The sequence below is a fragment of the Clostridioides sp. ES-S-0048-02 genome (genome assembly GCF_020658495.1).
Classification (GTDB): domain Bacteria; phylum Bacillota; class Clostridia; order Peptostreptococcales; family Peptostreptococcaceae; genus Clostridioides.
Genome location: NZ_JACVWH010000001.1, coordinates 9,749 through 26,730 on the forward strand (window position 1 = coordinate 9,749; position 16,982 = coordinate 26,730).

8 protein-coding genes are annotated in these 16,982 nt (G+C 27.1%); all 8 read left to right on the top strand.

Features of this window, described 5'->3' with window-relative positions:
* Positions 1-71 precede the first annotated feature (71 nt).
* The 8 genes from IC173_RS00045 to pepT all read left to right on the top strand — a co-directional run bounded on the left by IC173_RS00045 (position 72) and on the right by pepT (position 16,865).
* Complete coding sequence (locus IC173_RS00045; protein ID WP_227434002.1) at positions 72-902, top strand: PD-(D/E)XK nuclease family protein; 831 nt, start codon at positions 72-74, stop codon at positions 900-902.
* Entirely contained in the window at positions 892-4,362 is a 3,471-nt protein-coding gene (addB, locus tag IC173_RS00050; protein ID WP_227854995.1) for a helicase-exonuclease AddAB subunit AddB, read from the top strand. Before IC173_RS00045 ends, addB begins: the two co-directional genes overlap by 11 nt.
* Positions 4,362-8,189, top strand: a complete 3,828-nt coding sequence (gene addA / locus IC173_RS00055) for a helicase-exonuclease AddAB subunit AddA (RefSeq protein WP_227854996.1) — start codon at positions 4,362-4,364, stop codon at positions 8,187-8,189. Before addB ends, addA begins: the two co-directional genes overlap by 1 nt.
* Positions 8,190-8,235: 46 nt before the next feature.
* Positions 8,236-9,447, top strand: a complete 1,212-nt coding sequence (locus IC173_RS00060; RefSeq protein WP_227854997.1) for an exonuclease SbcCD subunit D C-terminal domain-containing protein — start codon at positions 8,236-8,238, stop codon at positions 9,445-9,447.
* A complete protein-coding gene (locus tag IC173_RS00065) occupies positions 9,434-12,961 on the top strand; it encodes an AAA family ATPase (protein ID WP_227834688.1) in 3,528 nt (1,175 codons plus the stop codon). Before IC173_RS00060 ends, IC173_RS00065 begins: the two co-directional genes overlap by 14 nt.
* Before the next feature lie 132 nt (positions 12,962-13,093).
* On the top strand, positions 13,094-14,347 hold the full coding sequence (locus IC173_RS00070; RefSeq protein WP_227482158.1) for an HlyC/CorC family transporter: 1,254 nt from the start codon (positions 13,094-13,096) through the stop codon (positions 14,345-14,347).
* Positions 14,348-14,497: 150 nt separating this feature from the next.
* On the top strand, positions 14,498-15,550 hold the full coding sequence (ytvI, locus tag IC173_RS00075) for a sporulation integral membrane protein YtvI (protein ID WP_227434008.1): 1,053 nt from the start codon (positions 14,498-14,500) through the stop codon (positions 15,548-15,550).
* Between the two features lie 88 nt (positions 15,551-15,638).
* Positions 15,639-16,865 carry a peptidase T gene (pepT, locus tag IC173_RS00080; protein ID WP_227434009.1) on the top strand — a complete coding sequence of 409 codons (1,227 nt, stop codon included), beginning with the start codon at positions 15,639-15,641 and terminating at the stop codon, positions 16,863-16,865.
* Positions 16,866-16,982 lie beyond the last annotated feature (117 nt).

Sequence of the window (16,982 nt, forward strand, 5' to 3'; positions counted from 1 at the left end):
GTTGAAAGAATGCCAAATTAATATATAATAAATAGTTATTAAAAAATAAAGTTAAGAGAGAAGTGATATGATTGAATGATAAATTAAAATATTTTTCTTATAGTCAAAATTCAATTAACACATATAAATCGTGCCCACTAAAATTTAAATATAAGTATATTGATAAAATAAATTGGAAAAATGATGATATAGGTAGTAGAGAATATTATGATAGTTTAAAAACTGGAAGAGACTTTCATTTAATTTGTGAAAGATACTTTAGTAATATACCACTTGGAATCTATTTTAATGAAGATGATAAAAATAGTAAAAGATTTTCAAAATGGATTGAGAATATAAAAAAAATTGTTCCTATCGAAAAAGAAAAAATGTATTTACCAGAATATGAAGTAAGGATGAATTTAAATGGGGACATATTACAAGCAAAGTATGATTTAATTGTAGTTGGAAAAGGCAATATAGAGATATGGGACTGGAAAACTGAGTCTAAAAAGATTAACTATAAAAATGTGGAAAGTAGGATTCAAACAATAGTTTATATGTTTTTGGCAAAAGAAGTTATACCAAAAGTTTTAAAAATAGAAGTAAATGTTAAAGATATAAGTATGAAATATTACCAACCTGAATTTGATGATTTGCCAATTAATATCTCATATGATGAAGAAAAACATGAAGCAAATAGAAATAAGATTCAAAACTATATAAACATGATAAAAAGTACTAATTATGAAGAACATACATACGAACACAATCTATACAATGATATAGAAAAGGTATATAATAAAGAAGAACGTATGTGCTATAGAAATAAAAGTCATTGTAAGTATTGTGAGTTTAATAAATTATGCAATGACAAAGAAATAGATTATAGTATTTTGGAGGCGGAAATTTATGGGACTTAGGTTTATATTAGGTAGATGTGGAAGTGGAAAATCTACATATATATTAGATGAAATTAAAAAAGAATCTCAAAAAAATGAAATGACATCTGTTATACTTTTAGTTCCAGAACAGTATACATTTGAAGCTGAAAATAGAGTAAGCAAACTATTTTTAGGAAGAGAAAAGGACAAGTACTTAAGAGTTAGAGTGCTTAGTTTTAAAACACTGAGTAACATAGTTTTTTCTCAAACAGGAGGATTAACAGATGTAAATATAAATTCTAGTGGAAAAGCAATGATGGTGTATCGAGCGATAGAAGATGTAAGTGAAGAGTTAAATGTATTTTCAAAATCAAAGTCGCAATCTGGTTTTGTAAGTTCAATTACAGCTATGATATCAGAAATGAAACAGTACAATATAAGTCCTGAAATGTTAGAAAATATATCTGGAGAATTAGAAAATGAGACATTAAGTTTAAAGTTAAAAGATATAAGTAAGATATATAATTCTTTTGAAGGAAAATTACATGAAAATTATATAGATGCTCAAGATATGTTGACTTCATTATCAGGCAAAATAGAATTGAGTAACTATTTAGAAGGAGCTTATGTTTATATAGATGAGTTTACAGGTTTTACACCAAATCAATACAATGTTATAAAAAGTATATTAAATAAAGCTAAAGATGTTAATATATCTTTGACTGTAGATAATGTTAATTATATTGGATATAGCAAAGCAGATGTATTTTCTAGAACTAAGTTTACTTATTCAAAATTAACTCAATTATGTAATGAAGAAGGAATAAAAATATTACCACAAGTAAATTTAAATACAGGCACTATAAAAAGATTTGAAGGAATTCAAGAGTTACAACATTTAGAAAAGTTTTATAATGCTTATCCATATAAAACATATATAAATCCAACTAAAAATATAAAAATAAAAGAATTTAATAATCTATATTCAGAGGTAGAAGAAATAGCTAAAGAAATTGTACATTTGGTTAGAGACAAAAATGTTAGATATAGAGATATAACTCTTGCTACAAGAGACTTAAATAGATATGATTTTTTGGTACATTCTATATTTAATGAGTATAACATACCTAACTTTATAGATAAAAAGAGAGAAGCAAAAAGTAATCCAATAGTTATATTAATTATTTCGGCTCTAGAAATGAAAAACAGACGATATGGATATGAAACTATGTTTAGGTATTTAAAGAGTGGTCTTATAGGAATTGATAATGATGATATAAATTTACTAGAAAATTATGTACTAGCCAATGGGATTAAAGGTAAGAAATGGTTTGATGAAAAGTGGGATTATAGAATAACACAAAGTCTTACTAATGAAGAAAGTGAATTTGAGGTAGAATTAAAAGATAAAATAAATAAAATAAAAAATAGAGTATTAGAGCCAATAATAAATTTACAAGAAAAATTAAAGGGAAAAAACAGAGTAAAAGAAATTTGTAAGTATATATATGAGTTTTTACTAGATATAAATATGCCAGAAACTATAGAGAGTTTAATAGTAAATTTTAAGGATAAAGGAGAACTCGATGTTGCTAATCAGTATTCACAAGTTTGGGATATAGTAGTAGATGTTTTAGACCAAATGGTGGAACTTATGGGTGAAGAAATAATATCCTTAGAAAAATTTATAAAATTAATAACTCTTGGTTTTGATGAGTATGAGTTAGGGCTAGTTCCTCCTAGTATAGACCAAGTACTTGTAAGTAGTGTGGACAGAATGAAAAATCCAAATACAAAATACTTATACTTAATAGGAACTACAGATGGTGTATTTCCTTTAATTACAAAAGATAGTGGAATATTAAGTGATAATGATAGGGAGAGTCTTGGAAATAAAGGTATTGAAGTTGACATAGATAGTAAAACTAGAAGTTTTGAAGAACAATTTTTAGTATATAAAGCCCTTACTTCAACATCTGAAAATCTAATTATAACATATCCTATATCTGACCATGAGGGTAAGACACTTAGACCTTCAATAATTGTATCAAGATTGAAGAAAATATTCCCAAATGTAGAAAATAAAAGTTATTTGATAGAAGAAGATAAAAGAACTAATGAAGATATACTTAAAAAAATAACTGTAAAATCACCTACATTTAACGAGCTTATAAGTGTAATAAAAAACTACGATAGTGATGAGTATAGCAAAGAAGAAATGAATAGTATCTGGTTAGATATATATAGATACTATCTAAAGGATGAACTATATAGTTCTATAACAAAAAAAGTTATAAAAGGTCTTAGTTATACCAATCAAGTTCATAGGATTGAAGAGAAAAAAATAAGGTCATTATATAAAAGTAATTCTCTTAGTGTGTCTAGGCTTGAAAAATATGCAGAGTGTCCATTTGCTTATTTTATACAATATGGCCTTAAAGCCAGAAAGCGTAAAGAGTATTCATTTACACCACCAGATTTAGGAACCTTTGTTCATAATATTTTAGATAGATTTTCAAAAGAACTATCACAAGATAATTTATTGTGGAAAGATATTGATGAAGAATATATAGAATTAAAGGTAGGTATTATAGTTGATGAAATAATCTCAAAGATACCAGGATATATATTAAATAGTTCTGAAAGATATAAATATCTTGCGTATAGATTGAAGAATATGCTTACAACAGCTATAAATATAATTAGCCAACAGATAAAACAAGGTTCATTTGAACCTGTAGATTATGAAGTTAAATTTGGTAAAGACGGTAAATACCCTCCTATAAAAATAGTTTTGAATAATGGAGAAGAAGTAAATTTAATCGGTCAAATAGATAGAGTAGATGAGTTTGAAGAAGGTGAAAACAAATATATAAGAATAGTAGATTATAAATCAGGTAATAAAGCTATAAGTTTAACAGAGATATACTATGGCCTACAATTACAATTACTTGTATATCTTGATGCAATCCTTGAAAGTGTAAAAGAAGAAGAAGATATAAATTTAAATCCAGCAGCAATATTATATTGTAGAATAAATAACCCAATAGCAAAGTTTAATGAAGATAAAGATGACGCTGAAATTCAAGAAGCAATATTAAAAGAGCTTAGAATGAAAGGGCTTGTGGTAAAAGATTCTCATATAATAAAAGAGATGGATAAGTCATTGATAGATGGAAAAAGAAAAAATTCATTAGTAATACCAGTAGGTCTTACAAAGGATGGAAATGTAGGTAAAAGCACATCTACAGTAAGTTATGAAGATTTTAGGTTACTTAGAAAATATGTAAAACATTCGATAAAGGATTTATGTGAAGAAATGTTGAGTGGTGAAATAAAGATATCTCCATATAAACATAAAGAGGGAACATCATGTGATTTTTGTGATTATTCAGCTATATGTCAATTTGATTCAACTATGAAAGATAATAAATATAAAATTTTAAATAATAAGAGCAATGAAGAGATAATAAAAATGATGGAAGGAGATGTTGATTGATGAGTTCTCCTAAATGGACAAAAGAGCAAACAGAAGTTATAGAAAGTAGAGACTGTAACTTACTTGTTGCAGCTGCTGCTGGGTCGGGAAAAACAGCAGTACTGGTTGAACGTATAATTCAAATGATAACAAGTAGAGAAAATCCAATTGATATAGATAAATTATTAGTAGTTACATTTACTAATGCGGCTGCATCAGAAATGAGAGAGAGAATAGGTGATGCTATAGGAAAAGCATTAGATGAAAATCCAGAAAATAAACATTTACAAAATCAACTTGTCTTATTAAATAAGTCAAGTATTACAACAATACACTCATTTTGTTTAGATGTTATAAAATCAAACTTCCATAGAATAAACCTAGACCCTAATTTTAGAATAGGAGACCAAACTGAATGCGCTATTTTGAAACAAGAGGCAATAGAAGAAGTATTTGAAAAATTATATGAAGAAAGAGAAGAGGGTTTTTTAAATTTAGTTGAAAGTTATGCAGAAAGAGGCGGAGATAAAGAGGTTCAGGATATTATTTTAGGAATATATTCATTTGCAATGGCTTCTCCTGAGCCTAAAAAATGGCTTGTTGATTCAGCAGAGAGATTTAACATTGATGAGGACTTTGATTTTTCAGAATCTATTTGGGCTAGAGCTATATTAGACACTGTAAAAATAGAAATTGATGGAATTTGCTCAAATATGGAAAAGGCCTTAAAAGAAGTTAAGTCAATAGAAGAGCTAGAAACTTTTACAGAGAAGCTTTCGATTGAGTATAAGAGAGTGGTTGATATTTCAGAAGCATGTAATAAATCATGGAATGAGGCACATAAGAAGATGTCAAGTATGTCTTTTGAAAACTATGTAAAAGGTATAAAAAGGATACCAAAAGATGCTCCTTCATATATAAAAGAATCAAAAGAAAAAGCAAAAGTAATAAGAGATAAAATTAAAAAATCTTTAGAAAGTATAATAAATGCTACATTTAATAAAGATAGCGAATCTATTAAAGACGAAATTAAATATCTTTATAATATAGTTAAACCAATATCCAATATTGTTCTAAGATTTGAAGAAGAATACAGCAATAAAAAAAGTGAAAAAGGAATAATAGATTTTAATGATATAGAGCATTTTGCCTTAAATATACTTACGAATATAGATGAGAACGGAAATATCGTACCTTCTGATATAGCTATGGGGTATAGAGATAATTTCTATGAAATATTTATAGATGAATATCAAGATAGCAATCTTGTACAAGAAGTACTGCTCAAAACTGTAGCAAACATAGATACTCCAAATAGATTTATGGTTGGTGACGTAAAGCAGAGTATCTATAGATTTAGACAAGCAAAACCAGAGTTGTTTTTACAAAAGTACAATAACTATAAAGATGAAAAAGGAAGTTCTCACAGAAAAATAATGCTTTATAAAAACTTTAGAAGTAGAGAAGAAGTTGTAGACTCTGTAAATTATATATTTGAAAATATAATGAATGAGAATATAGGAGAGATTGAATATACAGAAAAAGAAAGACTTAATTTGGGTGCAGATTTTAAATCAGATTTAGATGAGAACTCTATTGTTGGCGGAGCAACAGAAATACACCTTATACAAAAAAATACTAAACCTAGTAATGATATTATAAATAATAAAGATAATAATGTTAATAATGAAGAAAATGAAGTAGAAGAAGATGAAGAACTAGACAATATACAACTTGAAGCTAGAATGGTTGGAAAGATTATTAAGGATTTAATGAGAGCCAATGAAGACGGAAAGATTCAAAAAGTTTATGATAAAGGAATTGATGCCTATAGACCTGTGGAATTTAAGGATATAGTGATTCTTTTAAGAGCTACATCTGCATGGGCACCTGTGTTTGCAGATGAGTTGATGAATATGGATATACCTACTTATGCTGATGTTGGAGTTGGATATTTTGATACAATTGAAATAAAAACAATACTATCATTACTTCAGATAATAGATAATCCAATGCAAGATATACCACTTATAGCTGTGTTAAAGTCACCTATATTTGGATTTACACCAGAAGATTTAATTGATATTAGAATTCAAAATAAAGATAAAACTTTTTATGAAGTTTTAGAAAGTACATCAGAGTATGATGAATTTACAGAATCACAGAATGAAAATAAGTCGGATTTTGTACCAAGTGAAGAATGTATAAATAAAAGCAAAGACTTTCTGATTAAACTAAAAGAATTCAAAGAAAAATCAATGTACATGAGTACAGATGAATTTATATGGTATTTATATACAAAAACTGGATACTATGCTTATGTTGGAGCATTACCAGGTGGAAGTCAAAGACAAGCCAACTTGAAAGTACTTTTTGAGAGAGCAAAACAATTTGAAGAGACTAGCTTTAAGGGAATATTCAACTTTGTAAATTTTATAGAGAAATTAAAAAAATCTAGCTCTGATATGGGGAGTGCAAAAACACTTGGAGAAAATGCAAATGTTGTTAGAATAATGAGTATCCATAAGAGTAAAGGTCTAGAATTTCCAATAGTTATATGTTGTGCTATGGGAAAAAATTTCAATACTCAAGATTTTAAAAAGAGTATTTTATATCATCATAACTTAGGATATGGACCTCAGTTTGTGGATTATGAGAGACGAATTTCTTTTCCAAGTATAGCTAAAGAAGCACTAAAAAGCAAAATAAATATAGAAAATTTATCAGAAGAGATGAGAGTCTTATATGTTGCATTTACGAGGGCAAAAGAGAAACTGATTATAACAGGCTCTACTAGAAATGTACAAGATAGCATGAAAAAATGGTCCAATGGAATTGAAAATTTAGATACAATATCACAATATGAAATACTAAAAAGTAAGAATTTCTTAGATTGGATAATGCCTTGTGTATTAAAACATAAAGATTTATCTAATTTATTGGAAGATATGGGATTAGATGTGCCATTTAATGTTGAACATAATTCAAAATGGTATGGAAAGTTATGGAATAAGGATGATATTTTAATACAAAAGAAAAATGATGAAGAAAAAGAAAGTATTGAAGAAATTCTTGAAAAAATAGATGTAGATGAGCCTGATAGCGATTATTATGCTGAAATAGAAGAAAAGTTAAACTATATATATCCATATGAATTTAGTACAAAAAAACCTGCTAGTATATCAGTTACAGAAATAAAAAAGATACAAAATAATTATGAAGAAGAGTTGATAAATACTATATTCGAACAAAAAATAACCTTAAAAAAACCTCTATTTATTCAAAATGATGAAGAAAAAGAAAAAATAAATGGAGCAGAAAGAGGTACAATAATTCACTTAGTTATGGAAGTTTTAGATTTAAAGAAGGTAAACAACATAAGTGATATAAAGATGCAAATAAAAAGTTTTATTTCAAAGGGTATAATAACAGAAAAGCAAGCTAGTATAGTAAATCCTTATAAAATATATAAATTTTTTACATCTAATATAGGAAAAAGGATGTTAAATGCTGAACTTATAAATAGAGAAAAGGCAATTTATGCACAAGTAAATATGAAAGATATATATCTTTATGAAGAATTGATAAAAAATGATGATAAGAAAATTTATGACAAAGAAAGTGTCATGTTAAGAGGTATAGTTGATGCTTATTTTGAAGAAGATAATCAGATAGTTTTAGTAGATTATAAAACAGATTTTGTAAATGAAGAAAATATAAATCAGATAATAGAGAAATATAAGAGACAATTAGATTTATATGCAGATGTTGTTGAAACTTTAACTGGAAAATCAGTAAAAGAAAAATGTATATATTTATTTGGAATTGATGAGGCTGTTTGTTATTAATTATTTTGATATAAATTAGACATAAATATAAATGGGGAGGGAAAAAATGAGATTCATTCATACATCAGATTGGCATTTAGGGAAATACCTAGAAGGCCACTCTAGAATTGAAGAGCAGGCAAAATTTTGTGAGGACTTCATACAAATAGTAGAATCAAATGAAGTTGATATGGTAATAATTGCTGGTGATATATATGATAATTCTAATCCACCAGCTCAAGCAGAAAAACTGTTTTATAGAACTGTTTCAAGACTTGCTAATAATGGACAAAGATGTGTAATAATAATTTCTGGGAATCATGATAATCCAGAGAGACTTTCTGCAATAACACCTTTAGCACATGAACAGGGTATACTTATATTTGGTTATCCATCAAGTTCTACAGAAAGAGCTAAGTATGAAAAGTTTGAAATAATAGAGGCTGTACAAGGATGCACAACACTAAATATAAATGGAGAAAGTGTTGTAATTGCTACATTACCTTATCCAAGTGAAAAAAGATTAAATGAGGTTTTTTCAAGTGAAGATGATTTGGAAAAGCAAAAGACTTACTCTGAAAAAGTAGGTGATATATTTAGAAGTTTAGGAGAAAATTTTAGAAGCGATACTATAAATATAGCAGTATCACATATATTTGTAATAGGTGGAGAGAGTACAGAATCAGAGAGACCAATACAACTAGGGGGAAGCTTTCTGGTTGAAAAAAAAGACTTACCAGAAAAAGCTCAATATACTGCATTAGGACATTTGCACAAACAACAAAAAGCTTCTGAACGTTTAAATGCATATTATTCTGGTTCTCCGCTTCAATACAGCAAAGATGAAAGAGCATATACTAAAGGTGCGTATATAGTGGATATAAAAGCAGGAGAAAAACCAAATATCGAGGAAATTTATTTTAATAATTACAAGCCAATAGAAGTATTTAAATGTAATGGTATAGATGAAGCTTTAGATATATGTGAGAAAAATCAAGGTAGAGATATTTGGTCATACTTTGAAATAAATACTGATGAGATAATATCTCAAAGTGAAATTAAAAAAATGAAAGAATTATTAAAAGACATAATAGAGATAAAACCGATAATAACATCTTGTTATGAACAAGAAAGTGTAGATATAAAAGAAAAGTCTATGGCAGAATTATTCAAAGAATTTTATTCCTTTAGTAGAGGAGTAGAACCAAAAGGAGAACTTATGGATTTATTTCTAGATATAATAAGTGAAGAAGGTGAATCAACAGATGAGACCAATTAGATTAGAACTGACTGGACTTAATAGTTATATTGATAAACAAGTTATAGACTTTGAAAAGCTAATTGAAAGAGGTTTGTTTGGAATATTTGGGACTACTGGAAGTGGGAAATCTACAATTTTAGATGCCATAACCATTGCTATGTATGGAAATATATCTAGAAATACAAAAGAATATATAAACAGTGTATGTGACAAAGCAATTATATCATATGAATTTGAGATAGGAAGCAAAAATACAAGAAGAAGATACATTGTAGATAGAACTATTGTAAGAAGTAAAACAGGAACAAAAACTTCTGGCGCTAGATTAGTAGAGGTGTTAAATGATAATACAAAAAATGTTTTGGCTGATAAAGTTGTTGAAGTAAATGAAAAAGTGGCTCAAGTTGTAGGACTAACATCAAACGATTTTACGAGGTCAGTAGTTTTACCACAAGACAAATTCAATGAGTTTTTGAGATTATCACGTGCAGATAGAAGAGACATGTTAGAGAGAATTTTCAATCTTGAAAAGTATGGAAGAAGTCTTGGAGATAAGGTAAAAAAGAGAAAAAATTTACATTTGCAAAAGTTAAAAGACTTGAAATCAAAATTAAGTCAATACGATGGAATTACAGAAGAAGTGTATAATAATATCAATCAAGAACTAATAGAGTTAAAAAAACTAGAAAAAGATAAAAATAAAACTTTAGATTTAGCTCAAAAATCTTATGAAGAGAGTAAAGTAATATATGAGGAACAATTGAAACTAGAGAAAAATGAGCTTAGAAAAAATGAACTTAATCTAAAAAGCAATGAGATAAAAGAAAAAACTAATCTTGTAGAAAATGATAATAATGCAAGAAGAGTGGACCCATATATAGGCACAGTTCAAAATTTAGAAAAAAGAATAAAAGAGGACAGTTTCACAGTAGATAATTTAGATAAAAAATTAGTAATTTTAAATCAAGAACTTGAAGTTACAAAGCATAGATATGAAAAAATAAGTCGAATTAAAAATGAAGAAGTTCCTAAGTTAAGTGAGGAAAAAATAAAGTTACAACAAGCAATAAAACTAGAAGAAGAATTAGTTTTACTAGATAAGGAATTAAAAGAATTAAAAGAAAATGGCCTTGATTTAAGTAAAAACAAAATGGAGTTAGAAAAACTAAAAAAAGATTCTGAATCTAGAAAAGAAGCAGTTATTAAGTCTGTAAAAGAAGTTGAAGGAAAAATAGATAAAGTAAATATAAGTGCAGAATTAAAACAAAAAATATTTTTAGCATATGAATATGAGAAAGATTATAATAAAGTACTAGAAGAGAAAACTCAAAAAATAAATAAGCTAGGAGAAATATCTAAGGATACAGAAGATATAAATTTAAAAGTTAGATATATTGATAGAGATAAAAATGATATCAACCATAACCTAGAAAGTTTGTCTCTTCATTTAGATGTTCTTCTTAAGAAATGTCCTGGTAAAAGTGAAGATTTGCTTTTAAAATCTGAATATGTAACTGAATTAAGAAATAAGGCAAATAATACCAAAGAAAATGAAAGTAAGAAAAATAATATACAAGATGAATTAAAGGTAGTTTTAGAAAAGAAATTTAATATTGAGAGAGAGCTAAGTCTAGTAAATGAAAAGCTTGAGAATAATAGAAAAAATAGAGAAGACCTTGAGAAAGAGTTGGAAGAACTGAAATACTTGAATTTGGCTTCTGAACTTAGACGTGAATTAAAAGAAAATGTGCCATGCCCAGTTTGTGGTTCAAAGCACCATGAAAATCATAATATAACTAATTATGATGAAAATATAGTTTTTGTCAAAGACAAATTGGATAAATTGGAAAAAGAAAAAGTAAGCATAAGACACAATATTGAAGAATTAAATTCTAAAGTAAGTGGTTATGTGTCTGTAGAAAAAATGAAAACTAAAGAATTGGAAGATGTAAAAGGAAAGCTTGGGGAAATTCCATCAAGTCAATTATTTAAAAGACTTGATGATGAACAAAGAAAATTAGCTGTACTTAAGTCTAATATTCAAGAGTGGGAAAAAGAGAAGGAAAGCACCGAAAATAAAATAACATTGGCAAAAGAAGAAAAAAATAGAATTGAAAAAGAAGAATTAAAGATAAATGAAAGTCTGAATAACTATAAGAAATTAATAAAAGACTTAAATATCGAAATTGAAAACCTGGAACATAAATGTAAGAAATTAAAACAAGAGTATTTAGGATTAAAAACAATTACTAAAGTCTCAAATCTATCATCAAAAGTAGAAGAAATAAGAGAAAATGAAAAAAAATTAGAATTATTAAATACTGGATACTCAAACTTATTAAAAAACAGAGATTTATTAGATATTAAAATAAGAGAACAAGAAAGTAAGTTACATGAAATAGAATTAGAGTTAATAAAAGCTAGAGAGTTATATGTAGAAAAAAAAGTGAATAGAGACAGTAAGTATAAAGAAGTAATTAACATAACAAAAGGTGATTTAGCTGAAAATCTTTTACATAGTGTTGAAGAACGTATATGCAAGATACTAGAACAAGAAGAGTCTAGTAAAGTAAAGCTAGAAGAACAAAGGTCAGAATATGAAAAAAATCTTGCTGAAAAGCACAATATAGATGGAAGACTTAAAACTGCTAAAGAACAATATAAAGAACAAAAAATAATATTAAATAAACTGCTAGCAGAAAATAAGTTTGAAAGTATATACGCAGTAAAAAGAGCGTTATTAGAAAGTGAAGAAGTAAAAAAATTGATTGAAGAAATATTAGAATATGAAGAAGAACAAAAGTTATTATCATTTAAAATAAAATCATCAAAAGAAAAATTAAATGGAAGAATTATTAAAAAAGAATACTTTGAACAATTAAAAGATAATATTTATAATATGAAAGTAGAAATAGGAAATATATCCAAAGACATTGGAGCTAATCAAAATAGGTTGCTAACATTAAAAGATTCTTTAGATAAGATAAATGATTTTAATAAGGAACTTAGATTGGTTGAACATAAAGTAGATTTGTTAGAAGAATTAGATAAATGTATACAAGGAAATAAATTTGTAGAATATGTCTCTACAAATCAACTAAAGTATATAGCTTTAGAAGCATCAAAAAGACTAGAAGGAATAACTAAAGGAAGATATGCACTTGAAATTGACTCAACACTCAATTTTGTAATGAGAGATAATTTTAATGGAGGAGAAAGAAGAAGTATTGATACTCTATCTGGAGGAGAGACATTTTTAACTTCACTATCATTAGCACTTGCTCTTTCATCTCAAATACAATTAAAAGGAAGTGCACCGCTTGAATTCTTCTTCTTAGATGAAGGATTTGGTTCATTGGACAGTGAACTTTTGGAGATTGTTATAGAATCATTGGAAAGATTGCATAGTAATAATCTAAGTGTGGGTATAATAAGTCATGTCGAAGAACTTAAAAATAGGGTTCCTGTTAAGTTATTGGTTTCATCAAGTGAAGCTGGTGTAGGTTCAAAAGTAAAAATTGAATACAGTTAGAAACAATATGTTAATTGAATATATTATCTAACATTTCCAAAAAATATATAATTGTGATATAATTAAAACTAATATTAAATTTATTTATAATTAATGTCAATATAAAAAAACAAGTAAGTAGGAGTGTGGTAAGTGTTGGAATCGCCCAATAGTTTGGTCCAGATTATAATTTTAGTAGTATTACTTATGGGGTCTGCATTTTTCTCAGCATCAGAGACAGCTTTAATGTCTTTAAGTAAAATCAGAATAAGATATATGCAAGATGAAGGAGTCAAAGGAGCTAAGTTAGTAAGTTCATTAATAGAAAGCCCAAATAAACTTTTAAGTTCTATATTAGTTGGAAATAATGTTGTAAATATAGCAGCAACATCCATATCAACGTCACTGTTTATAGGGTTGATGGGAGAAAAAGGAGTAGCAATTGCTACAGCTGTTATGACAGTACTAGTGTTAATATTTGGTGAAATTACTCCAAAGACTATAGCAGCAAGTAACTCAGAAAAGGTTTCTCTTTTGGTATCTAAGCCTATAAGAGTAATTATATTTGTATTAAGACCAGTAGTATGGGTATTTAATATAATTACGAATGTTATATTTAAATTGTTTGGTATAACACATAAAGGAGCCAAGTCATTTATAACTGAAGAGGAATTAAAAACTATGGTAAATGTAAGCCATGAAGAAGGCGTCCTTGAAATGGAAGAAAGAGAAATCATAAATAATGTATTTGAATTTGGAGATATGCAAGCTAAAAATGCAATGATACAGAGAATAGATATGGTAGCTATAGATATGGAAGATAGTTACGATGAAATCATACAAGTATTTAAAGAAGAAAAACTAAGTAGAATGCCTGTATATGAAGAAACTGTAGATGATATTATAGGAATACTTAATATAAAAGATATTATATTTTTATCAGATGAGGAAATAGAGTCATTTGATATTAAAAATTATATGAGAGAACCATTTTTCACATATGAGTTTAAAAAGATAACACAGCTTCTTGAAGAGATGAAACTTGAAAAAAGTCAAATGGCTATAGTCGTAGATGAATATGGTGGGACATCTGGGCTTTTGACTATAGAAGATTTAGTAGAAGTAATTGTTGGTGATATAGAAGATGAATATGATGAAGAAGAAGATGAAATACAAGTTATAAAAGAAGATGAGTATATTGTAGATGGAAGTACTAAAATTGGTGATGTCAATGAACTTATAGGTGTAAACTTAGAATCTGAAGAATTTGATTCTATAGGTGGGTTTATAATTGGACATTTAAGCAGACTGCCAGAAGAAAATGAAGTAATTGAAGTTGATAATATAAGATTTTGTATAGAAAGTATAGAAAAAAACAGAATAAAAAAAATAAGAATATATACATGATGTAATAATGTTCTTAAATTTATTATAAGTGCATTGAATGTAGAATTTAAATTCTATATTTAATGCACTTATTTTTATTTTATATTCAAATAAAACTAGTATTAAATGGACAAAATAGAAATATAAATTAGAAGGAAGGAGATTTTTAAGATGAATATATTAGAAAATGATTTTTTATACAAATTAAAAAATAACACTATCTTTTTTTGTATATACACATTGTTGTTTATTTTTATTTATAAAGCGTTTCCATACATAGCTCCATTTTTTTTAGGTGGAATAATAGCTCTTATGATTAATCCTATATCCCAAAAATTAGAAAATAAGTTTAGCATCAATAAGGGTGTATCTACATTAGTTTTGAGTTTTCTTGCAGTAGCAGTAGTAAGTACAGTTACTACAATAATAGCAATAAATTCAGTGAAAGAATTAATGAGATTCCTAAATAATATATCTGCTAACCCTGAAGATATAAGCAATACAATTATGTATTTTTTAAATAAAGTAAATAACTATATGAAATCATTTCAAGAAATAGCTAACTTTGATATAGAACAATTAGTAAGTAAGTTTAGTAATGAAGTAATGCATATTACAAAAAATCTCCTTACAAGTATAATTGGACTGGCTACTTCTATTCCATATATTATAATATTTATAATTACTTTGTTTATTGCTACATATTTTATAGCAAAAGATTTAGATAAAATTGAAAATAATTTTTATAATATGTTTACTAGTGATGTAAGAAAAAAGGTAAAGAATGTAAAGAAGGAAGCAGGTCTTTCTCTTGTAGGGTATATAAGAGCTTATACAATACTTATGGCTATAACTTTTTTTACTATATGGGGAAGTTTTGCTATATTTGGATTGAAATATGGTCTTATAGTAGCTTTTGTAGGAGCTTTAATGGACTTAATTCCATTTTTAGGAATAATAACAATATACCTTCCAATAATCGTGTACTATTTTCTTATAAAAAATTATTTTATAGCTGTAAGTATGACTATAATATTTTTTGTTTTGTCTCTGATAAGAGAAATACTTGAACCTAAATTAGTATCAGTAAATGTTGGGTTAAATCCATTAGCAACACTGGCTGCAATTTTTATTGGAATTCAGGTAAAGGGAATAATAGGAGTAATTTTTTGTTTGGGTTTGGTATGTATGCATGATATACTTAAGAAGGTGGATATCTTTTAACTATAAATAATTAATATATTTTTGTAGTAAAATTTTATTCACTAATAAATAAAAATTCCATTAATATTGTAAGAAAGAAGGTATATTCATGAAGCAAAAAGTAGTAGAAAGATTTTTAAAGTATGTATCATTTGATACAACATCGAATTCTCAATGTGAAAATTGTCCATCTTCAGAAGGTCAAAGAGTTTTAGCTGAATATATAGTTGAAGAGTTAAAATCAATTGGTATTGATGAAGTAAGTTTAGATGAAAACAGTTATGTAATGGCTACTTTAAAAGGAAATGTTGAAGGTGTAGATACTATAGGGTTTATATCACACTTGGATACAATTGAAGATATAAGTGGAAAAGATATTAAACCAAGAATAATAAAAAATTATGATGGAAAAGATATAGTTTTAAATGAAGAATTAAATGTTGTTACCTATATAAAAGATTCTCCAGAATTAGTAGAATTTAAAGGAGATGATTTAATAGTTACTGATGGAACAACTTTGCTTGGTTCTGATGATAAAGCTGGAATAGCCGAAATAGTAACTGCAATAGAATACTTAATCAATCATCCTGAAATTAAGCATGGAGATATAAAAATAGGATTTACACCTGATGAGGAAATTGGAAGAGGTGCAAATCTATTTGATGTTAAAAAATTTGGAGCAAAATATGCATATACTTTAGACGGAGGAGTAGTTGGAGAACTTGAATGTGAAAACTTCAATGCAGCAAATGCAACTATTACTATACATGGTAGAAACGTTCATCCAGGTTCAGCTAAGAATAAAATGGTCAATGCTATACATATAGCAGCTGAAATATCAGAAATGTTCCCAGCGGATGAAAGACCAGAAACAACAGAAGGTTATGAAGGCTTTTGGCATCTAAATACTATAAATGGAAATGTTGAAACTGTAAGCATGGCTTATATTATTAGAGACCATTGTAGAGAAAAATTTGAACAAAGAAAATCTATATTGATAGAAAATATAGAAAAAATAAATAAGAAATATGATAATAGAGTGGAACTAGACTTAAAAGATTCTTATTATAATATGAAAGAAAAGATTGAGCCAGTTATGTTCATCGTTGATATAGCCAAAGAGGCAATGGAAGAAGTAGGCATAAAGCCACGTTTAGTTCCTGTAAGAGGTGGTACTGATGGTGCAAGACTATCATTTGAAGGACTACCTTGTCCAAATATATTTACGGGAGGATTAAACTTCCATGGTAAAAATGAATGTATTCCAGTTAGTTCTATGGAGAAAGCTACTAAATTAATTATAAGAATAGCTGAAAAATATGCTGAAAGAGTTTAGTTAAAAAGTATTCAAAAATTAAGAGTTTAAAGTTATAATAGCTATATCATTCTTTATGAAACAAATGGATTATAAGTTTGTTTTGTATTTAAGATGATGTAGCTATTTTATAATTAT

What these genes read in the sequence shown, in the direction of transcription:
- addB (WP_227854995.1), top strand. Translation starts at nt 892, where the DNA reads ATGGGACTTAGGTTTATATTAGGTAGATGTGGAAGTGGAAAATCTACA.
- addA (WP_227854996.1), top strand. Translation starts at nt 4,362, where the DNA reads ATGAGTTCTCCTAAATGGACAAAAGAGCAAACAGAAGTTATAGAAAGT.
- IC173_RS00060 (WP_227854997.1), top strand. Translation starts at nt 8,236, where the DNA reads ATGAGATTCATTCATACATCAGATTGGCATTTAGGGAAATACCTAGAA.
- IC173_RS00065 (WP_227834688.1), top strand. Translation starts at nt 9,434, where the DNA reads ATGAGACCAATTAGATTAGAACTGACTGGACTTAATAGTTATATTGAT.
- ytvI (WP_227434008.1), top strand. Translation starts at nt 14,498, where the DNA reads ATGAATATATTAGAAAATGATTTTTTATACAAATTAAAAAATAACACT.
- pepT (WP_227434009.1), top strand. Translation starts at nt 15,639, where the DNA reads ATGAAGCAAAAAGTAGTAGAAAGATTTTTAAAGTATGTATCATTTGAT.